The sequence below is a fragment of the Nocardia sp. NPDC088792 genome (genome assembly GCF_044750615.1).
GTDB lineage: Bacteria > Actinomycetota > Actinomycetes > Mycobacteriales > Mycobacteriaceae > Nocardia.
This window is the reverse complement of record NZ_JBIVKC010000009.1, coordinates 331,197-351,010: the sequence shown is the minus strand read 5'-3', so window position 1 is coordinate 351,010 and position 19,814 is coordinate 331,197. Positions and strand designations below refer to the sequence as shown.

Here is a 19,814-nt window from a genome sequence, read left to right as displayed (position 1 = left end):
GCACCTTCCCGTAGCGTGACCGTGTGGTCGATACCCAACCGGTGACGGACCGGGCCTTCGGCCCGGCGATACTCGTACTCAGCGGATTACAACTACTCGTCGTACTCGACGGAACCGTCGCCAACCTGGCCTTGCCCGAACTGCAGGACGATCTCGGACTGTCCGACGCCGGACGGAACTGGGCGGTTGTCGCCTACGCCCTGGCCTTCGGCGGCCTCATGCTGCTGGGCGGGCGGCTCGGTGATCGATTCGGGCGCAAGAAGATGTTCCTCTGCGGAGTCACCCTGTTCACCGTGTCCTCGCTACTGTGCGGGGCGGCACTGAACGGCGGCATGCTGATCGCCGCGCGCGCCCTGCAAGGCAGCGGCGCGGCCATCGCCTCACCCGCGGCGCTCGCGCTCATAGCAACCACTTTCGCGGCGGGGCCGGCGCGCAACAAGGCCATCGCGATCTCCGCGGCCATGTCGGGTGCGGGATCGTTCACCGGGCTCATCCTCGGCGGCGCGCTCACCGATCTGTCGTGGCGCTGGATCTTCCTGATCAATGTGCCCATCGGGGCATTGATCATTCCCTGCGCGCGCAAGGTGCTCGCCGAAACCGCTGATGAGCCAATGGAACTCGACGTGCTGGGGGCGGTACTCGCGACGACGGGGTGCACCGCACTCGTGTTCGGGGTGAGCATGGGCGCCGAACTGGGGTGGACCGATCCCGTGGTGGCCGGTGGGGTGATCGGCGGGCTGGTATTGCTGGCCGTCTTCCTGCGGGTCGAGCGGACTGCCGCGCGTCCGCTACTACCTTTGCGGCTCTTCGCGGAGCGGGATCGGCTGATTACGTTCGTATCCATTGCGTTTGCGGCCGCGGCACTGTTCTGCGGCAGCGTCTACATTGCTCAGTTCGTGCAGAACATCCTGCATTACAGTGCGCTGCGGGCCGGGTTCGCGTTCGTGCCGTTCGGGCTCGGATTGGCGCTGGGCTCGGCCGTCGCCAGTAAACTCGCCGCCCGGATTCCGCCACGGACGCTGGTTTTCGCGGGCGGGCTCATCGTGGTTCCCGGACTGATCTTCGGATCCACCCTCGACTCGGGAGCCCACTATCTCACCGATCTGATGCCACCGATTCTCGCCATCGGCTTCGGGATCGGGCTGGCCGTCGTGCCATTGCCGCTGTGTGCGCTGGTCGGCGTCGGTGACGAGGAGATCGGGCCGTTGACGGCCATCACCTCTGTCGCGCAAACCCTCAGTGGGCCGGTGGCACTCGCGGTCATCGGAGGCATGGCGACCGCCAGGACCCGTGCGCTCGGCGGGATCGACGGGCCACCGTCCGGAATGACCGCAATGCAGTTGGATGCGCTCGGTAAGGGATACACCTTCGCGTTGCTCGGCTGCGCGGTGTGTGCGGCACTCGCGGCGATGGCGGCACTGTTCATTCGCCTGACGGCGCGGCAGGTAGCCATGGCTCAGCATGCGCAAGAGGCGAATTCGGGCGGTTAATGCTCGATCGGGAACGTCTCCGTGCCATTGTCGCCGGCGGGAATGATCGGAAGGATCAGCGCCGACTGATGATCCGGGTCGTGATAGATCGTCTGAGTGGCGAGCTGGGTATTCGCGGACCGGCCGAACGGCTCCCCGGTATTGGGATTCGGGGCGAACTGCGGATAATCGCTGCTGGAGACCTCCACCCGGATGCGATAACCGGCCTTCACCAAGTAGCTCGTGGGCCAGATGTCGATCGTGTACTGGTAGGGCTTACCCGGGTCGATCGGTGACGGGTTCTCCAGCGAATCGCGGTAGGCGGTGCGAATGATGCCGTTGTTCAGGTTGATCGAGGACCCGTCGGGGGCGACGGCCACCAGCTTCGCGGTGAAATCGGTATCGCGGGCGGTGGACGCGGCCCAGAGTTTCAGCTGCACGGGACCGGTGATCTCGGTATCCGACGAGACCGGCGCGGTGGTGTAGGTCAGCACATCGGACCGCTGCTCGACCACATACTGATCGTAGGGGCCCTGCGGGCCGGAATCCGCGCCACAACAGGAATGACCACCGGCGCTCGGGACGGGGTCGAGAGGGTCGTAGTCGTAGGTGTCGGGCTGCTGCGCCTTCGGGGCGTCCGTCGAGAGCGCACCCGCGCGGCCCGCCAAGCCCACGCCACCCGGACCGGACAGGTAATAGCTGGTCCAGCGAGTATTCGGCAGTGGCCAGGCGGTGGCGGACTTCCAGCGGTTCGCACCCATCAGGAAGTAGTCGACGCGCGGCTGACCGGAAACCTTGTCGTCCTTGCCTTTCAAGAAGTGGTCGTACCAGGCCAGCATCAGATCATTGATGGGACTGCTACCCACCTGGCCCAAGGTGTCCAGCATCGGCGCGGACACGTTCGCGCCGGGACGGCCCCAGCCGACGTGATCCCACGGGCCGATCACCAGGCGCTGATTCGCCCGCGCCTCCGGCGTACCGCCCCCGGCCACCATGCCGGAGAAGTTCTGCGTGCCGCCCGCCAGGAACGCGTCGTACCAGCCCTCGAAATCGAGTACGGGCACCTTCACGTTCGGATAGCGGTCGCGGATACTCCACTGCTTCCAGAAACTGTCACGCGAGGAATGCTCGATCCAGTCGTAGAACCACGGAGCCACCGTCGGATCACCCGGGTGGAAGGGCGGGAACTGCTGGTAGGGGCGGAAGTTCAGCCAGCGGGTGTAATCACCGCTGTCTCGCTGCAGCTGCTGGGCCGTCGCCTTGTCACCCCGGTCCAGGGCGGCGGTCGCACCGATGGTGCCCATGGCCCACGGCTCCACGAAGGCCAGCCGGAACTCACCGCCCTCGTAGGTCCAGCCGTCGTAGTAATCGGAGGCGGTATTGGCGGGCACGATGGTGGTCAGATGGGGTGGGGTGCTCACCGCCGCGAGCCATTGCGTCGCACCCACATACGACGAGCCGTACATGCCGACCTTGCCGTTCGAACCCGATAGCGCGGCCGCCCACTCCACCGAGTCGTAGCCGTCGTTCATATCGTTCTGGAACTCGGTGAACGTGCCGCCGGATGCGCCCTGGCCGCGAATGTCCTGCACCACAACGAGATAGCAGTGCGAGGCGAACCAGTCCGGCGTCTGATAGCGGGACGGCTGGATCTGCGCCTCCTCCTTGCCGTACTGGGTGCGCATCAGGATGACGGGCACCTTGCCGGTGGTCTGCGGGCGGTACACATCGGCCTTCAACACCACGCCGTCGCGCATGGTCGCGGGGACGTCCGGCTGTTTGGTTACCGCGCAGGAACCACGCCCGCCGGTGGGTGGCCAGGACGAATCGCTGGTCCGGGAGGTATCGGCCGAGCCACCGCAACCTGTGGCGACGAGCGCGGCCGCTGCGGCCACCGCCCCTGCCCGAGCGATACGAGTGCGACGCAACCGGTTCCGCCTCATTGATCGACGGTAATCCCTGCCGGACGTGTGCCGCATCACAATATCTAAGCTAATTTTCAGCAACAAACTCTTGCGCCTGGGCGATAGGCAATTCGAATGAGCGTCGCGACGGTACTGCCTCGCTACCCACGGCGAAAGGATCGGGATCGATGAGATCGATTCACAGCAAGTCGAATTCGGCCATGAACAGGCTGGTACGCCGCGCCCTGCTGGTGTTGTCGCTGGCACTCACCGCACCCCTCGCCATCGCCGCCGCGGGCGTCGGCGCCCTCGCCGGCGCGGCCTTCAACCCCGCCGCCTTCGACTTCTGGGTCGACTCACCGGTCATGGGACCGATCAAAACCCGCGTACTGCGCGCCGCCGACGGCAACACCGACCGCGTCGTCTACGCCCTCGACGGCATGCGCGCAGGTCAGGACCTCAACGGCTGGGAAATCGAAACCAATGTCGCTGAAACCCTGGCCAGCTGGAACATCAATGTGGTCATGCCCGTCGGCGGCCAATCCAGCTTCTACAGCGACTGGAACGCACCCAGCGAATTCTTCGGCATCCCCGCCGGCACCGGCTCCGCCAACACCGGTTCCGGCGCCACCGACGCACTATCCGGCGGCCCCGGCAAGTCCTACCGCTACACCTGGGAAACCTTCCTCACCAACGACCTGCGCTGGGCACTCCGAGACCGGCTGGGCTTCAACCCCAACCGCAACGGCATCTTCGGCCTCTCCATGGGCGGCTCGGCAGCTCTCACCCTGGCCGCATACCACCCCGACCAGTTCAGCTTCGCCGGATCCTTCTCCGGCTACCTCAATGTCTCCGCCCCCGGCATGCGAGAAGCCATCCGCCTCGCCATGATCGACGCCGGCGGCTACAACGTCGACTCCATGGCCCCGCCCTGGGGCCCGCAATGGCTCCGCATGGACCCCTTCGTCTTCGCCCCCAGCCTCATCGCCAACAACACCCGCCTCTACATCGCCGCCGCCAGCGGCCGCCCTACCGCCCAGGACGGCCCCAATATGGGCACCGTCAACGGCATGGCACTGGAAGCCCTGGCCCTCGCCAACACCCGCTCCTTCCAGGTCCGCATGGCCACCCTCGGCGCGAACAACGTGACGTACTCCTTCCCCGAGTACGGCATCCACGCCTGGAACAACTGGCAGGACGAAGCCAACCGCATGCTCCCCGACCTCTCCGCCAATATCGGCTGACCCCCGAACCCCAAGGAGCCCACCATGAAATGGCGCGTGTGGCAGGTCCGCCTGGCAGTGACCTCCATGCTCCTGGCCATGCCCCTCTCGGTCATGACCGCAGTTCTCACCACCTGGTCCCACGCGCCCTCCACCCCCCGCACCTTCCTCCACGCCGCCTTGATCCCCGTCCTCTCCAACCCTCTCTGGTGGCTGGGCGCCGGCTTCACCTTCTGCGACCCCCTCCTCCCCCGCCGCCCCGCCCTCACCTGGTACACCATCACCTCCGCAGCCGCCCTACTCACCGCCTCGATAACCCTCTGGTCCAAACACTTCGACCTCCCCGGCGCCTTCCCCTGGACAGCAGCCACCGCAATAGTCTTCTGCTGCCTCCTGATCCAATCCTGGATAGTCGCAGCCATGCCCGAAACCACTGCCCGGCAACCCACCTCCCGCCCCCACCCCTCACCCCTCCGCATCATCCCCTCCGGCCACCCCGCCCCCCTACGCCTGGTCCGAGCCAACGAAGCCTGACCCTCCGGAATCACCGCCCAGAGCCCGATCCAGGCTTCCTAGGCTTGGACGCAGATGCCTTGCACGACAAGGTTTCCGGCGCCGGAGATGCTGAAGACCTCTTGCTCACCGAGGTCGGTGATCTCGGTGATCCGATCCCGGAGGTGACACCGAAGTGAGTGGCCGCAGCGGTGACAGCAGCCAGGTTCTCTTCATCGATGCTGGCGTAGCGGATTGGCTGACGTTTCACGCAGGAGCCGTCACCGATCATGTGCACCAACAGGATTACTTCGGCATCGTTCATTTCGATGGCGGGCGATGGTGCCGGAATCCAGCGAGGGATTGCGACGCGGTCGTCGACAGTGAGTGTGTTCAGCTCCCGCCAGCCGTCGAGGGTCCTCAAACTCGAGTCGGCTGTCATCTCGAGCGAACGGCCGGAAGCCGTGCGCAGACACATGATCTTGCCACTTCCGCGGGGAAAGATGTGCTCCACCGAACTGGCGACGAAGCGCATCCTCTCATCGAGCGACCACACGAGCGGGCGCTCACCGCTCTCCAGTAGGAGGCCCAGCGGCGTATTACTGCCGTTGTCCGCACGAAGGATTCGCGTCGATGCGGACAATCGGCCTGAATTGCGCATATCGACGATGCGGGGGCGCTTATCAATTCGAATACGCGAAGATTCGCTCGAAGTCACTCAATAACGGTAGCTCGGCCGCGCAAGTTATTTTCTAATGCTAACCGCGAGCCATATCTACGAAGCGGCTCAAATGCAGCTGATGCGCAACGGTAATCGTCGCGGTAGGCCCATTTCGATGTTTACCCAGAATAAGGTCCGCTTCACCACCGCGCGGGTCATCCCGTTCGAAAGCATCGGGCCTATGTAACAAAATGACCATATCGGCATCTTGTTCCAAAGATCCCGATTCGCGCAAATCGGACACCATAGGTCGCTTATCGGTTCGCTGCTCCGGACCACGGTTGAGCTGCGAAATTGCCACCACAGGCACCTCCAACTCCTTCGCCATAAGCTTCAAGCTACGCGAGAATTCGGAAACTTCCTGCTGGCGTGATTCGACCTTTTTGCCTGAAGTCATCAGCTGAAGGTAGTCGACCACGATAAGTCGTAGATCATGGCGTTGCTTGAGGCGCCTCGCCTTTGCGCGGATTTCCATCATCGTCAAGTTCGGCGAGTCGTCCACGAACAGTGGGGCCTGGCTGATTTCGCTCATACGGCGGGCGAGTTTGGTCCAATCGTCGTCGCTCATGCGGCCGGAACGCATATCACCCAGTTTGATTCGCGCCTCGGCGGAGAGGAGGCGCATGACGATTTCGGTGCGGCTCATTTCGAGGGAGAAGATGACGCTGGCGAGACCGTGCTTGATCGAGCAGCTGCGCATGAAATCCATTCCCAGGGTGGATTTGCCCACGCCGGGTCGAGCCGCGACGATGATCATCTGGCCGGGGTGGAGGCCGTTGGTGACTTCGTCGAGTTCGGTGAAACCGGTTGGGACGCCGAGGGAGATGCCGCCTCGGGAGGCGATGGAGTCCAGTTCGTCCATGGTGGGCTGGAGGATTTCTTCCAGGGGGGAGAAGTCCTCGGAGGCGCGGCGTTCGGTTACTTCGTAGATTTCGGCTTGGGCTCGGTCCACGACTTCGGCTACGTCCTGGCCGTCGGCGCCGGCGTAGCCGAATTGGACGATGCGGGTACCGGCCTCGACCAAGCGGCGCAGGATCGCCTTCTCCGCGACGATTTCGGCGTAGTAGCCGGCGTTGGCCGCGGTGGGGACCGTTTGGGTCAGGGTGACCAGGTACGGGGGGCCGCCGATGCGCTTGAGGTCGCCTCGGCGGTCGAGGGAGGCGGCCACGGTGACGGGGTCGGCGGGTTCGCCGCGGCCGTAGAGGTCGAGGATGGCGTCGTAGACGGCCTGGTGTGCGGGGCGGTAGAAGTCGCCGGGGCGGATGACCTCGATGACGTCGGCAATGGCGTCCTTGGACAGGAGCATGCCGCCGAGGACGGACTGTTCGGCTGCCATGTCGTGTGGGGGCTGGCGGCCGAAATCTTCTCCGGGAGCCTCGGGGTAGTCGGAGGGTCCGTGATCGTCGTGGCCGCGATCGTCGATGACTGCCATCAGTCGACCGTCCTCTCTCCTCCCGCCCGGATGCGGCACATCCTTGACCCGTTCTACGCCTGGGCACCGACACGTTCGGGCATGCGGCGCGGCGTGTTTCACGCGCGTCGGCAAACCCGTGGTGCGGGATGGAGGGTAGGGCAGGTCGTGTCGTCCGGGGCCGTGGTCACGGCAATGAATGCGAACCTAGGCGACCGGGTGGGAACCCGCCAAACGGAGCTGTGTACACAACTGTGGGCAACGTGGGTATTGTTCACCAACCGTTGTGCACCCCCTGTGGAGAACTTGGGGACAACAGTCGGTGTGTGCGATCAATTCGCAGGTAGTGGCCGAATTCTCACCGGAGGCCACTGTGGATCAATCTGGTGCGGCGTGTCGCTGGACAGTAACGTCCGGGCGTGTTGGGTAAACGGACGGCCACAAGGCTGTGACCTGCCGCACAACGAAAACGGTTGGTTTGCTGAGTAATCCACAACCTGGGCGAACACTCCGAACCATGCATCGCGACACTTCGCCCACTCACGCCCGGCGGCACGCGGCCACCAGCGGGGCAGAGATTCAGACAATACCCGGCAAACAGAAATCGGAGGCCATCCCCACGCAGGGAGATGGCCTCCGATCGGCCGAATTACTCGGCGGCGTTGACCTGCAGGTCGACCTTGGCGATCACATCCGGGTGCAGATGCACCACGACACCGTGCTTACCGGTGCTCTTGATGTGGGCCTTCGGCAGCTCGATGCTGCGCTTGTCGACGACCGGGCCGCCGGCAGCCTTGATGGCGCCCGCGACGTCGGCGGCGGTGACCGAGCCGAACAGCTTGCCGGTGCCGGCGGTCTTGACCGCCAGCACCACGCCGGTCAGGCCCTCGAGGGCCTGCTTCAGCTCGTTGGCGTGATCGAGGTCGCGCACCTTACGGGCGTCCTGCGCCCGGCGGATGCCTGCGACCTGCTTCTCCGCGCCGCGGGTGGCAACGATGGCCAGTCCGCGGGGCAGCAGGAAGTTGCGGCCGTAACCGTCCTTGACTTCCACGGTGTCGCCGGGCGCACCGAGGTTGTCGACATCAGCGGTGAGGATGAGCTTCATGGCTGTGTCTTCCTTTCTCAGCGAGCGGTGGACACGTAAGGCAGCAGGGCCACCTCACGCGAGTTCTTGACGGCGACAGCGATATCCCGCTGGTGCTGCACGCAGTTGCCGGTCACCCGGCGCGCGCGGATCTTGCCGCGATCGGAGACATACTTGCGCAGCAGCGCAGTGTCCTTGTAATCGATCTTGGCGCCGGCGGTGTTGTTCTTCTTGCCGGCCTTGTCTTCCTTGCAGAAGGTGCAAGCCTTCTTCTTCAGCACCTTTTCGCGTGCCGGTGCTTTGGCCATGGTCATTCACTCCGTAAGTTTGCGAAGCCTGCCTGGAGGCTCCTGCGAAAGCCGTTCTTCAGAACGGCGGTTCATCGTCCATTGGGCCGCCCCCGAAGGAGCCGGCCGCGGGCGCACTGCCCCACGGGTCGTCGCCGGCACTCTGGCCGCCGCGACCTCCGCCACTGCCACTGTTACCGCCACCGCCGGAGAAGCCGCCGCCCTGCTGGGCGCCGCCTCCACCACCGCCACCGCCGAAGCCGCCGCCACCACCGCCACGGGTGGTTTTGTTGACCTTCGCGGTCGCGTAGCGCAAGGAAGGACCGACCTCGTCGACCTCGAGTTCGACGACCGTGCGCTTCTCACCCTCGCGGGTTTCGTAGGAGCGCTGCTTGAGTCGTCCGCTCACGATCACTCGTGAGCCCCGGGTCAGGCTCTCGGCGACATTCTCCGCAGCTTCACGCCAGATGTTGCAGCGCAGAAAAAGCGCTTCGCCGTCTTTCCATTCATTGGTATTACGGTCGAACACACGGGGAGTCGACGCGACCGTGAAGTTCGCGACGGCCGCTCCCGCGGGCGTGAATCGAAGCTCGGGGTCAGCCGTCAAGTTTCCGATGACGGTGATGACCGTGTCGCCTTGGGCCATGGTTCCTCCTGCTTTCCGGTGCAGTCCGCAATCCGCTCGCTCCGCGCATCCGGATGAACCCGGTGCCGGGTTCGATGCACGGTTTGCCAGTCAGCCTAGAGATAGGCACCGACGGTTACGAGCGACGTTGCGGGAGGACTGGACTACTTCTTGTCGAGGCGCAGCACCTTGGTGCGCAGCACCGACTCGTTGAGCCCCAGCTGGCGGTCGAGCTCGCTCACGGTGGCGGACTCGGCGGTCAGGGTGACCACCGCGTAGATGCCTTCGCTCTGCTTGCTGATCTCGTAAGCCAGACGACGGCGGCCCCAGATGTCGACGTTGTCGACCTTGCCGCCCTCGGTCCCGACAACACCGAGCATGGTGTTCAGATTCGGGCCGACGGTGCGCTCGTCCAGGCTCGGATCGAGAATGACCATCACTTCATAATGACGCACGGACCTCATCACCTCCTGTGGACTGTAAACGGCCCACGGACTGTCCGTGGGCAGGAGGGTTCGTTGCGTCAGCAACTGGACAAGGCTACATGAGGGCCGCTCGACCAGCGAAATCGGGTGTAACCGGCCGGTGCGGTCGGGTGCCGCGTCGCGTTGAGCGCGCCGACACGCCGGAGTGCCCCCTACTGTGGTGGCCATGTCGCACCGACTGGCCGCCGGAATCACTTCCCTGATGGTGTGCTCGGTCACGCTGTTGTTCGCCTACGCCAACAAACTGCGGTGTGCGGCAGCCCCGTTCGACGAATTCGGCCGGAGCACCATCTTCGACTCGGTGAAGGATTCCTCGGTCTGCTACTCGGATATCCAGTTCTTGTGGCTGGGCCGGGGCATCGACGACCACATCTTCCCGTATATATCGGGCGGCATCACCCCCGATGGCCAGTTGACCGGCGGCGCGGTGGAATACCCGGTGCTCAGCGGCCTGTTCATGTGGCTCGGCGCGGTGGGCGCGCACAATGACGCCGCCTTCCTGATGCACACGGCCATATTGCTGGCCCCGTTCGCGCTCGTGACCGCCTATCTGCTGGGCAAGATGGCCGGTAAGGCGGCGCTGCTGTGGTCGGCCGGATCGCCGCTGGTGCTCTACGCCTTCCACAATTGGGAATTGCCGGTGGTCTGCACGGCGGTCGGCGCGTTCTACATCGTCACCATGATGACCCGATATTCGTTGCGGCAGCGCGGAATTGCCGCGGCGGTCCTGCTGGGCATCGGCTTCTGTCTCAAGCTGTATCCGGGCATATTCGTACTGCCCCTGCTGATTTACGTGCTGCTCGGTGACGAGAGCGAATTCGGCAGCGCGGCAAGGCGGCACGGTCTGCCGCGCTCCTACGATGTGCGCGGGGCACTGGCCGTGGCGGGCGCCGCGATCGGCACCGTGGTGGCGATCAATCTCCCGTTCGCCGTGGCCGGATTCGACGGCTGGCGCGCCTCGATCGTGTTCCAGGAATTGCGGCAGGCGGACATCACCACGAATTCCATTTGGTACTGGGGATTGCGGCCGCTGTTCGGCGGCACGCCGGCGGCCGAGCGCGGTTTCCAGGATGTGGTGTCGGTGGCGTCGCCGCTGCTGATTCTGGCCTCGTTCGCGCTGGCGGCCTGGCTGGGGTGGCGGCGGTACCAGGTCACCGGGGTGTATCCGTGGGTCGGTGTCAGCGGCGCCATGCTGTGCGGATTCCTGTTGTTCCACAAGGTGCATTCGCCGCAGTACACGCTGTGGCTGATCCCGTTCCTGGTGTTGCTGGAAGTGCCGTGGTCGCTGATCGGCGGCTATCTGCTGGCCGACGCGGCCATCGGCATCGGGGTCTTCCGGTATTTCTATGCGCTCGGCAGCGGCTATAACGCGAGCGTGGAACAGAACATCGTGCAGTTCGGCGTGTGGGGGCGTGCCGTGCTGCTGCTGGTGTTCTTCGTCCTGTTCGTGCGGGCGCGCTCGCGCGGGGCGGACGCGCTAGGTGTTCCGGGCGCGGAAAGCCGCACTCTTGGCACGGTTTCCGCAGATTCCCATATCACACCATCGGCGCGAACCGCCGCGTGAGGTGTCGATGTAGAGGCGGGTACACGCCTCTCGTTCGCATTCCTTGATCCGGGTGCGGTCGGGTCCGCCGAACAGTTCGACGGCCGAGCGGGCGATGGCGGCCAGCGCGGAATCGATGGTGCCGGTGCGATGTACGTGACCGGGTGCGGTCAGCACGACCTCCGGTAGCGCGCCGCGGGCGATGCCGTTGACCAGTGCGAGGTCGGCCTCGGTGAACGATTCGCCGCCCAGTAGCGCCAGTGCCATGCGATAGCCGACCTCGCGGAGTTCGGTCGCCCGGTCGAGGTCGCCGGTCGTGCAGTCGGGCGTGCTGTCGAGCAGACCCGCGGCGACGATCCATCCCCCGAGGTCGGCGGGAGTTTTCAGCCGGTTCTCGGCGTAGTCGCGGCGACCCTCCACGGTGCCGATGAAGTTGAGCGCCAGGTTGCCGCTGACCCAGAGGTGGGCGTCTTCGAAGGTGGACACGGTGGTCATAGTAACCCCCTTGACAGGTTATGTGGACGAGTGCCATGGTAGTAACCACTCAAGGCGGTTAGCAAGGAGATTGATCATGAACAACCGGCTCATGGAGGTAGCGGGCCCGCCCGCCCTCATCCTCATGTGGAGCAGCGCCTTCATCGCCGGCATCATCGGTGTCGGCTCGGCCGCGCCCATGGTGGTGCTCTTCGTGCGCTTCGGCATCGCGGCCCTGATACTCACCGCCTACGCGTTCCTGGCCCGGGCCGCCTGGCCGCGGGGAAAGACGCTGGCGCACACCATGATCGCGGGCCTGCTCATGCAGATGGTGCAGTTCGGCGGGTTCTACACCGCCATGCACGAACACGTCAGCGCCGCGGTGATCTCGCTCATGCAGGGACTCAGCCCGCTCGTCATCGCCGTATTCGCCGGTGCGCTGGGCGAATCCGTCACCCTGCGGCAGTGGCTGGGCTTCGGTGTCGGCGGGATCGGCGTGGGCCTGGCGGTGGTGGACCACCGGTCCTCGTTCTCGCTGCTCGGACTGCTGCTGTGCGTGGTCGGGCTGCTCGGGCTGAGCATCGGCACCGTGTACCAGAAGCGCTTCACCCCGCAGATCGATCCGCGCACCGGCACCGCCCTGCACGTGGCGATCAGCGCACCCTTCGCCGGCATCCTGGCGCTGCTGGGCGGCAATCTGCACATCTCCGATCCGGCGCGTTTCGCGGGCTCGATGGTGTGGATGGTGCTGATCAATTCCATCGGGGCGTTCCTGCTGCTGAACACCATGTTGCAGCGCTGGGACACCACCCGGGTGAGCCGCTTGTTCTTCGCCATCCCGGCGGTCACCGCGGTGCTGGCCTGGCTGGTCATCGCACAGCCGTTGCATCCGTTGACGATTGCGGGACTGGCGGTCGGCGTGGTCGGCATGGTGCTCGCCTCGCGGCGGACCCGCACTGCGGTGCAGGGCGATTCCGGGCCGGTGGCAGCCGAAGCCGTGGCGGAGGCGATCGAACCGGAGAGCTTCACCCTCGCGAGCGCGGCGCCCGCCCGCTCCTGAAATCGAAACGAACGCGCCCGGCACGCATTTCGCGTGCCGGGCGCGTTCGTCTGTGCAGGTGCCGCAGCCGCTCCCGGTTTCAGCCGATCACGGCGTGGGGTGCGTGGTCCTCCGCGTCGGAATCCCCCGCCGCACCGTCGCGGCGATTGCGAATGATGCTGGTGAGGAACGCCGCGCCGATGAACGCCACGCCGATCAGGCCGGTGATCACCTCATTGATGTGAATCCCGATCGAGGCCAGCAGGATCACCGCCAGCGCGCCGATGGCCCAGTGCGCGCCGTGCTCCAGGTACACGTACTCCGACAGCGTGCCCTTACGCACCAGATACACGGTGATGGACCGGACGAACATGGCGCCGATCAGGCCCAGCCCCAAGGCGATCAGGATGGGATCGGAGGTGATGGCGAAGGCGCCGATCACACCGTCGAACGAGAACGAGGCATCCAGTACTTCCAGGTAGATGAACAGGAAGAACGCCGCCTTGCCGACCGCCTGCACCACGCCGGAAGGTCCTGCGGCGGTGTGCCCTTCGGCCTGCTGCTCCGCATCGAACATCGAGCCGAGCCCGTCGACGGTGATGTAGGTGATCACGCCGAGCACGCCGGCCAGCAGCACGGTGGCCACGTCATCGTCGTCCGCGATCGCCTGCGCGGTGACCAGCACCGCCGCCAAGGTGAGTACCACCGAAAGCATTTCGAGCTTGCCGAGCCGTGCGAGCGGCCGTTCGATCCAGCTCAGCCAGGTGATCTCGCGGTCCTCGAGAATGAAGTTGAGGAACAGCAGCAGCAGGAACGCGCCGCCGAAGGCCGCGATCTGCGGATGCGCGTCGGTGAGCAGTTTCTCGTAGGAGGAGCTGCCGTCCGGGAAGAGCAGGCCGCCGTCGGCGGGCGGATTGAGGGCCAGGTGCAGGGCCCGCTGCGGGTCCAGTCCGGCGGTGATCCACACGATGGCCAGCGGAAACACCAGGCGCATACCGAAAACGGCGATGAGCACGCCCACGGTGAGGAAGAGCCGTTGCCAGAATTCGCTCATGCGTTGCAGCACGCCGGCATTGATGACCGCGTTGTCGAAGGACAGCGACACCTCGAGCACGCCGAGGATGGCGCAGACCGCCAGTCCCTTCCAGCCGCCGTACAGGAGCGCGGCCAGCAGCGAGAGCACCGAGACGATGATGGAGAGGCCGAAAATACGCACGGCGACCAGGCCTTTCGTTGTGCCGGATCCGATTCGGGTGGAGCTGGTGGAGACAGCGCAGGGGCTCTGCCGAGCCCCTGCGCGCTAGCCGTTCGAATCAGACATTGACGCCGTAGTCGCGGGCAATGCCTGCCAGTCCGGAAGCGTAACCCTGGCCGATGGCGCGGAACTTCCATTCGCTCGCATTGCGGTACAGCTCGCCGAAGACCATGGCGGTCTCGGTGGAGGCGTCCTCGGTGAGGTCGTAGCGGGCGAGTTCGTTGCCGTTGCTGCGGTCGACGACGCGGATGTAGGCGTTGCGGACCTGGCCGAAGCTCTGGCCGCGCTGGTCGGCGTCGTAGATGGAGACCGGGAAGAAGACCGACTCGACGGTGGGGGGCGTATTGGCGAGGTCGATATTGATGACCTCGTCGTCGCCGTCGCCTTCACCGGTGAGGTTGTCGCCGGTGTGCACGATGGTGCCCTCCGGGGACTGCAGGTTGTTGAAGAACACGAAGTGCTTGTCGGACAGCACCTTCTTGTCGCCGCCGGTGGCGATGGCGCTGGCGTCGAGGTCGAAATCGGTTCCGGTGGTGGTGCGGACGTCCCAGCCGAGGCCGACGGCGACCTGCGTCAGGTTCGGGGCCTGCTTGGTGAGTGAAACGTTACCGCCCTTGGACAAACTGACACCCATCTGGGAATCCCTTTCCTTGCAAAGCGTTCGGAGCGTTTCCAGCAATGCGGATGACCGATTTGTCCGGTTCCGCTGTAACGACACAGTAGTGGCTCCGGCCGCCGCTGCCCACCAGCAAACCGAAAGCCACCCACACCCACCCTGACATAAATAATCCCATTCGGAACTATTCCGGGTCGCCCACCCCGCGAACGGTCTCCTAACATCGGGGCGTGGCAGGCCGAAAACGCGGATGGTTCCGGACACCCCCGAACAACGAATGGGTGCAGCAGGCCCGGCAGGCCCTCACGGCAGCCTTCCTCGACATGGACCGCCGGCAGACCATCGCCGAAACCGCCGTCACCGCCTCCGCGCAGCTGTTCCCCGAACGCGGCGCGGCCGCGGAGTGGGCGTCCGTACGTGCCCGCTGCTACGACGCCGCCGGCGCCTACCTGGCCCTCGGCGAACGCCTCGACCAGGCCGAACGAGATGGCGGCAGCGTGCCGCAACCCGAAATCGACACGCAGATCCGGCGTCTCGCCGACGCGGCCCGCGGTGTGGACGAGTTCTATCACCGCCATCGCGCGCACCTCGAACATGCGGTCGCGGTGTACGGGGCGGTGCCGCAACTGGTTACCCGGGCGCGCACCGCCGCACAGCAGACCCGGCAGGCCGCCGACGCCTCCCCCCACGCGCGATATCCGTCGATCCGGCGCTGTGCGGCCGCCGTGGACGAGGCGCTCGTCACACTCGAGGCCGCCGTCGCCGTGGACGCGACCGCTGCCGCACGCGACGCCGCCACCCACTTGGACACCCGCACCCGGGAACTGTCCACGGCCCTCGAAGACGCTCCGGGCAAACAGCATTCGGCCGAGAACGCGCTGGCCTCCGCGACCACGCGCCTCGATGCCGCCCGGCATCGGCTGCAGCGGATCGGGCCCGCCATGTCCGCGCTGCTGCGCGAATTCAATGCGGCCTCCTCGTCCGATTTGTCCAATAATGAGCGGCACGCCCGGCACGCCATCGACGCCGCCGATGCCGAACTCACCCGGGCCCGCACCGCCCTGCGGCACCACGACCCGGAGCAAGCCCTGGACCTGACCACCACCGCGCGCGGCGCGCTCGCCACCGCCGAACATCACGCCGACGCCGTCACCGACCGCCTCGCGCTGCTGCGCGCCGTCCGCGAACAACCGCAGGAACGCGCCGCGGCCGTCCGCTTCAAGCTGCGCGACGCCCAGATGCTCGCGGTCAACAACGGCCTGGTCCCGCAATGGGGTTCGGTGCTCGACGGCCAGGTCGAACGCCTCGGCCGCGTCACCGGCGGCCTCACCGGGCCACACCCGGACTACTGGGCCTACGTGTCCGAACTCGACACCATCGCGGCCTTCGTCGCGGGCGTGGTCGAGCGCATGCGAAATACCGACAGATAACCGAAAGCCCAGGAGGACCGGGGGACCGATGACCGCGATTGTCAGCACTTATCCGGAAGTCACCCGAGTCTCACTGCGCAAACACCTGCCGCTGCGGCACTTCCGGCACGTGCCCGGACCAGAGATCCGGCGGCTGTTCCATCGGCAACCCGAACCCTTCGGCGACACCCGCGACCGCGAACTCCTCGCCATGGCGCTGGGCGCCACCCTCTACGTGCCCGCCACCCGGCCCGGCCTCACCGAGACCATCGTCCGGCGCGCGCACAACGGCGTGTGCTCGATGGTCATCGACCTCGAGGATGCCGTCGCCGACCACGAACTGGCGCAAGCAAAACGCCGCGCCGCCGACACGCTGGCGGAACTCGGGGCGGGACACGAACCGTATCCGCTGCTGTTCGTCAGGGTGCGAGATCCCGGAACCGTGCGCGAAATCGTGAACCGGCTGGGCGCGGACACCAAGGCGCTCACCGGATTCGTCTTCCCGAAATTCGACAGTTCCTGTGCCGCCGACTATCTCGACGCACTCGACACCGCGTGCGGGAGCCTCGGCCGCACCGTCTACGGCATGCCGGTCCTGGAATCACCCGCCCTGGTACACCGGCAGACGCGCGACCACGAACTGCACACCATCGCGCGACTGCTCACCGCACACCGCGACCGCGTACTCGCCGTGCGAATCGGCGCCACCGATATGTGTTCCACCTTCGGAATCCGCCGCGACAGCGAACGCACCATCTACGACGTGCGCGTGGTGGCCGACGTCATTGCCGACATCGTCAACTATCTCGGGCGCAGCGACGGCAGCGGATTCACCATCACCGGACCGGTATGGGAGTACTTCGACGTCGATGGACTGCTGCGGGAGGCAGCGCTGGACCGCGCCAACGGGATCCAAGGCAAGACCGTCATCCACCCCGCGCAGGTGGCCGTCGTGCACGCGCTGTCCGTGGTGACGCTCGAGGAGTACTCCGATGCCCTCGACATCCTCGGCACGGATACCGGCGGGGTCGCGGCCTCCGAGTACCGCAACAAGATGAACGAAATGCGGCCGCACCGCAGCTGGGCGCGGCGAACACTGCTGCGCGCCCGCCTCTTCGGCGTCGCCGACCGCGGCGTCTCCCTGACGGATCTGATGAAAGTGCTGGTGGAACCGTGACCGTCGCGCCCTGGGCGACACGCCGCTTCGGACTCGGGCTGCGGCACCGGAATTCGTTTGTGCACGAGCACAGCCAGAAGTCTGCGCACGAGGACGCGCCCGACGGCCATCCGGACGCGCGTGAGCAAGACTGGACCGTACAGCATCTCGTCCAGCCCGGACTGCGCCGGAACCCACGCCGCGCGCATCTGCTGGTCTCCACCGTGCTCGGCAAACACCTGCCCACCGACCCACACCGTGTGCTCGACGCCGGCAACCGGCTCGGCGACCTGGTCCGCGCGGCACTCACCGAAACCACCGGAGCGCCGGCGGATGCGCCCGCGGCCGTGGTCCTCGGCTTCGCGGAAACCGCCACCGGACTGGGCCACTGCGTGGCGGCCCGCATCGGCGCCCGCTGCTACCTGCACTCCACCCGCCGCGACGTGCCCACCGCCGAAACCCTCGCCGGCTTCGAGGAAGGGCATTCGCACGCCACCTCGCACCTGCTGCAACCGGCTCCCGCCGGCATCTTCCGCAACCGGCTGCCCATGGTGCTGGTCGACGATGAGATCTCCACCGGCGCAACCGCCCTCGACGCCATCGCCGCCCTGCACGCCCTCATCCCGCGCTCCCACTACATCCTGGCCTCTCTGGTGGACATGCGCGCCGACGCCGACCGTGCGGCCTTCGCGGCTCTTGCGGCCACACTCGGCGTACGCATCGATACGGTCTGCCTCGCCACCGGACACACGGAACTCCCCACGGGTCTGATCGATTCCGTCGCCGCGCTACCCGATCCGGTTTACAACCCGGTCGCCCGTCTACGAGGCAATATCGCCCGCATCGAACTACCTTGGCCCCGAGACGTTCCCGAGGGCGGGCGGCACGGCATCCTCGACACAGACACCGCCGCCTTCGAATCCGCCCTCGCGACAGCGACGGCGACCCTCCGCCGAGAGCTATCGGAACTCCCCCGCCCGCGTGTGGCCCCCGGGCGCGACCTTCCGGTGGACGTGGTTCGCCCGGTGATAGTGCTGGGGCACGAGGAACTCATGTACCTGCCACTGCGTCTGGCCGCGGCGCTGGCGGACGGGGGCATCCCGACCCGCTACCAGACCACCACGCGCTCACCGGCTTACGTGATCGACGAGCCCGGTTACCCGCTGCGCCGTGGATTCCGTTTCACCGCACCCGAGTCCGGCGAGACCGCGCCGCGCTATCTGTACAACGCTCAGTGGCCGGACGCCGACGCCGGTGAGCCGGTGCTGCTCGTCATCCTGGACACACCGGCCGATACCGGGCGGCTGACGGGTGCGGGCGGCCTGGTCGACGTGCTGACCGCCGCCGGCGCGGATCTGGTCCTGGCGGTGCTGCCCGGAGCGGACCCCGCCGCGCTGACCGACATGCGGACAGCATCGACCCCACCGCCGGAACCGCTGCGTGGTGTACGACACGGTCCGCCGGTGGTGCCGCTTCGCGCTGGAGATGCGGGCGCACCGGGTCCGCTACCGGAACCGTTGCGGGGTCCGGACTTCGGGTCGTATGCGGCGGACGAGGTGGGGTGGTTGTTGCAGGACCTCTCCGGCGTGGAGCTGGAAAGGGAGGTGGCGGAGCGGGAGTGGCGGATTCAGGCCGGGGTGGCGCATTACGCGGAGTCGCTGCCGGTCGAATATCAGCCCGATGCCGCATACCGGGAGATGTTCGAGCAGGTGCTGGCGGACAGTGCGGAGCGGTTGGCCCTGGCCGTGGCCACGGTGTCCGAACTGGTGGTGAGCGAACGAGGGCAGGACATCGCGCTGGTGTCGCTGGCGCGGGCGGGCACGCCGGTCGGGGTACTGATGCGGCGGTGGCTGGGGACGCGCGGGGTGGAGGCGCCGCACTATGCGATGTCCATCGTGCGGGATCGGGGGATCGACACCGTGGCCCTGGATTACCTTGCACGACGGCATGATCCGGCGAGCATCGTCTTCGTCGATGGATGGACCGGCAAGGGGGCGATCACCCGGGAACTCGCGTCCGCGCTCGACGACTATCACGCGGCGGGCGGTGCGCGCTTCGAGGCCGATCTCGCGGTGCTCGCCGATCCCGGCGGGTGCGTGCGCACCTACGGCACGCGCGATGATTTCCTCATCGCGTCCGCCTGCCTCAATTCCACGGTCTCCGGACTGATTTCGCGGACCGTGCTGAACGATGCGCTGATCGGGCCGGGGGAGTTCCACGGTGCGAAGTTCTATCGGGAGCTCGCACCGGATGATGTCTCCAACCACCTGCTCGACGCGGTCACCGCACGCTTCGACGACATTCGCACCCGAGTCCCCGCCGCGGTCGAGGCCCTGCGCGCCGCGGATCGCACACCGACGTGGGCGGGCCGGGAATCGGTGCAGCGGGTGCGCGCGGAGTACGGGCTCGCGAACATCAATCTCGTGAAACCCGGTGTGGGCGAGACGACCCGGGTGCTGCTGCGCCGCATTCCGTGGCGGGTGCTGGTGCGCGAGGCGGAGGCGCCCGAGCACGCGCACATCCGGCTGCTGGCGGCCGTGCGCGGGGTGCCCGTCGAGGTCGCGCCCGAGCTGGCGTATGCATGCATGGGGCTGATCAAGACAGTGGGGGAGTAGTGGGCG

The 19,814-nt window shown here is 66.3% G+C and carries 18 protein-coding genes; 8 read left to right on the top strand and 10 right to left on the bottom strand.

The window, feature by feature from the left end:
- Positions 1-23: 23 nt before the first annotated feature.
- Positions 24-1,490 carry an MFS transporter gene (locus tag ACIP5Y_RS46435; protein WP_400360205.1) on the top strand — a complete coding sequence of 489 codons (1,467 nt, stop codon included), beginning with the start codon at positions 24-26 and terminating at the stop codon, positions 1,488-1,490.
- Here the strand turns inward: ACIP5Y_RS46435 and ACIP5Y_RS46430 are convergent.
- Positions 1,487-3,412 (bottom strand): CocE/NonD family hydrolase, encoded by a 1,926-nt coding sequence (locus ACIP5Y_RS46430; RefSeq protein WP_400360204.1) that lies wholly within the window; start codon positions 3,410-3,412, stop codon positions 1,487-1,489. The two genes, ACIP5Y_RS46435 and ACIP5Y_RS46430, sit on opposite strands and share 4 nt — an antisense overlap.
- 149 nt (positions 3,413-3,561) lie before the next feature.
- On the opposite strand from ACIP5Y_RS46430, the gene ACIP5Y_RS46425 reads away from it, so the two are divergent.
- Both ACIP5Y_RS46425 and ACIP5Y_RS46420 read left to right on the top strand, forming a co-directional pair.
- A complete protein-coding gene (locus ACIP5Y_RS46425; protein WP_400360203.1) occupies positions 3,562-4,617 on the top strand; it encodes an alpha/beta hydrolase in 1,056 nt (351 codons plus the stop codon).
- 24 nt (positions 4,618-4,641) lie between these two features.
- Positions 4,642-5,130: a hypothetical protein gene (locus ACIP5Y_RS46420; protein WP_400360202.1), complete on the top strand. Its 489-nt coding sequence runs from the start codon at positions 4,642-4,644 to the stop codon at positions 5,128-5,130.
- Positions 5,131-5,140: 10 nt separating this feature from the next.
- Here ACIP5Y_RS46420 and ACIP5Y_RS46415 read toward each other — a convergent pair whose 3' ends face one another.
- From ACIP5Y_RS46415 to rpsF, 6 genes are all read right to left on the bottom strand, one after another.
- The gene (locus ACIP5Y_RS46415; RefSeq protein ID WP_400360201.1) at positions 5,141-5,806 is read right to left on the bottom strand and encodes a hypothetical protein; all 666 of its coding nucleotides are present in this window, start codon (positions 5,804-5,806) and stop codon (positions 5,141-5,143) included.
- Positions 5,807-5,846: 40 nt separating this feature from the next.
- Positions 5,847-7,241: a replicative DNA helicase gene (gene dnaB, locus ACIP5Y_RS46410; RefSeq protein ID WP_400360200.1), complete on the bottom strand. Its 1,395-nt coding sequence runs from the start codon at positions 7,239-7,241 to the stop codon at positions 5,847-5,849.
- Positions 7,242-7,869: 628 nt separating this feature from the next.
- Positions 7,870-8,325: a 50S ribosomal protein L9 gene (rplI, locus tag ACIP5Y_RS46405; protein ID WP_400360199.1), complete on the bottom strand. Its 456-nt coding sequence runs from the start codon at positions 8,323-8,325 to the stop codon at positions 7,870-7,872.
- A gap of 17 nt (positions 8,326-8,342) precedes the next feature.
- Positions 8,343-8,612 carry a 30S ribosomal protein S18 gene (gene rpsR, locus ACIP5Y_RS46400; protein WP_040814320.1) on the bottom strand — a complete coding sequence of 90 codons (270 nt, stop codon included), beginning with the start codon at positions 8,610-8,612 and terminating at the stop codon, positions 8,343-8,345.
- Positions 8,613-8,670: 58 nt separating this feature from the next.
- Positions 8,671-9,237 (bottom strand): single-stranded DNA-binding protein, encoded by a 567-nt coding sequence (locus ACIP5Y_RS46395; protein ID WP_397007699.1) that lies wholly within the window; start codon positions 9,235-9,237, stop codon positions 8,671-8,673.
- Positions 9,238-9,380: 143 nt separating this feature from the next.
- Complete coding sequence (gene rpsF, locus ACIP5Y_RS46390) at positions 9,381-9,671, bottom strand: 30S ribosomal protein S6 (RefSeq protein ID WP_397007697.1); 291 nt, start codon at positions 9,669-9,671, stop codon at positions 9,381-9,383.
- 196 nt (positions 9,672-9,867) lie between these two features.
- Between rpsF and ACIP5Y_RS46385 the strand changes: the two genes are divergently transcribed.
- Positions 9,868-11,265 carry a glycosyltransferase family 87 protein gene (locus ACIP5Y_RS46385; protein ID WP_400360198.1) on the top strand — a complete coding sequence of 466 codons (1,398 nt, stop codon included), beginning with the start codon at positions 9,868-9,870 and terminating at the stop codon, positions 11,263-11,265.
- Here the strand turns inward: ACIP5Y_RS46385 and ACIP5Y_RS46380 are convergent.
- Positions 11,179-11,739, bottom strand: a complete 561-nt coding sequence (locus ACIP5Y_RS46380) for a CGNR zinc finger domain-containing protein (protein ID WP_400360197.1) — start codon at positions 11,737-11,739, stop codon at positions 11,179-11,181. The two genes, ACIP5Y_RS46385 and ACIP5Y_RS46380, sit on opposite strands and share 87 nt — an antisense overlap.
- Before the next feature lie 76 nt (positions 11,740-11,815).
- Between ACIP5Y_RS46380 and ACIP5Y_RS46375 the strand changes: the two genes are divergently transcribed.
- A complete protein-coding gene (locus ACIP5Y_RS46375) occupies positions 11,816-12,778 on the top strand; it encodes a DMT family transporter (protein WP_400360196.1) in 963 nt (320 codons plus the stop codon).
- A 79-nt stretch (positions 12,779-12,857) separates the two neighbouring features.
- On the opposite strand, the gene ACIP5Y_RS46370 is transcribed toward ACIP5Y_RS46375, so the two are convergent.
- Together ACIP5Y_RS46370 and ACIP5Y_RS46365 are read right to left on the bottom strand one after the other, a co-directional pair.
- Positions 12,858-13,982, bottom strand: coding sequence for a DUF475 domain-containing protein (locus ACIP5Y_RS46370; protein WP_400360302.1), 1,125 nt, complete (start codon positions 13,980-13,982; stop codon positions 12,858-12,860).
- An 88-nt stretch (positions 13,983-14,070) separates the two neighbouring features.
- On the bottom strand, positions 14,071-14,646 hold the full coding sequence (locus tag ACIP5Y_RS46365) for a TerD family protein (protein WP_397007689.1): 576 nt from the start codon (positions 14,644-14,646) through the stop codon (positions 14,071-14,073).
- Between the two features lie 212 nt (positions 14,647-14,858).
- Between ACIP5Y_RS46365 and ACIP5Y_RS46360 the strand changes: the two genes are divergently transcribed.
- The 3 genes from ACIP5Y_RS46360 to ACIP5Y_RS46350 all read left to right on the top strand — a co-directional run bounded on the left by ACIP5Y_RS46360 (position 14,859) and on the right by ACIP5Y_RS46350 (position 19,808).
- A complete protein-coding gene (locus ACIP5Y_RS46360) occupies positions 14,859-16,058 on the top strand; it encodes a hypothetical protein (RefSeq protein ID WP_400360195.1) in 1,200 nt (399 codons plus the stop codon).
- A gap of 91 nt (positions 16,059-16,149) precedes the next feature.
- On the top strand, positions 16,150-17,214 hold the full coding sequence (locus ACIP5Y_RS46355; protein ID WP_400360301.1) for an HpcH/HpaI aldolase/citrate lyase family protein: 1,065 nt from the start codon (positions 16,150-16,152) through the stop codon (positions 17,212-17,214).
- Complete coding sequence (locus ACIP5Y_RS46350; protein ID WP_400360194.1) at positions 17,211-19,808, top strand: phosphoribosyltransferase; 2,598 nt, start codon at positions 17,211-17,213, stop codon at positions 19,806-19,808. The genes ACIP5Y_RS46355 and ACIP5Y_RS46350 overlap by 4 nt, the downstream gene beginning before the upstream one ends.
- Positions 19,809-19,814 lie beyond the last annotated feature (6 nt).

Bases quoted from the DNA above. Each gene is read 5' to 3' on its own strand.
- rplI (WP_400360199.1), bottom strand. From the start codon at position 8,325: ATGAAGCTCATCCTCACCGCTGATGTCGACAACCTCGGTGCGCCCGGC.
- ACIP5Y_RS46365 (WP_397007689.1), bottom strand. From the start codon at position 14,646: ATGGGTGTCAGTTTGTCCAAGGGCGGTAACGTTTCACTCACCAAGCAG.
- ACIP5Y_RS46385 (WP_400360198.1), top strand. From the start codon at position 9,868: ATGTCGCACCGACTGGCCGCCGGAATCACTTCCCTGATGGTGTGCTCG.
- ACIP5Y_RS46420 (WP_400360202.1), top strand. From the start codon at position 4,642: ATGAAATGGCGCGTGTGGCAGGTCCGCCTGGCAGTGACCTCCATGCTC.
- ACIP5Y_RS46375 (WP_400360196.1), top strand. From the start codon at position 11,816: ATGAACAACCGGCTCATGGAGGTAGCGGGCCCGCCCGCCCTCATCCTC.
- ACIP5Y_RS46380 (WP_400360197.1), bottom strand. From the start codon at position 11,739: ATGACCACCGTGTCCACCTTCGAAGACGCCCACCTCTGGGTCAGCGGC.
- ACIP5Y_RS46395 (WP_397007699.1), bottom strand. From the start codon at position 9,237: ATGGCCCAAGGCGACACGGTCATCACCGTCATCGGAAACTTGACGGCT.
- rpsR (WP_040814320.1), bottom strand. From the start codon at position 8,612: ATGGCCAAAGCACCGGCACGCGAAAAGGTGCTGAAGAAGAAGGCTTGC.
- ACIP5Y_RS46430 (WP_400360204.1), bottom strand. From the start codon at position 3,412: ATGAGGCGGAACCGGTTGCGTCGCACTCGTATCGCTCGGGCAGGGGCG.
- ACIP5Y_RS46425 (WP_400360203.1), top strand. From the start codon at position 3,562: ATGAGATCGATTCACAGCAAGTCGAATTCGGCCATGAACAGGCTGGTA.
- dnaB (WP_400360200.1), bottom strand. From the start codon at position 7,241: ATGGCAGTCATCGACGATCGCGGCCACGACGATCACGGACCCTCCGAC.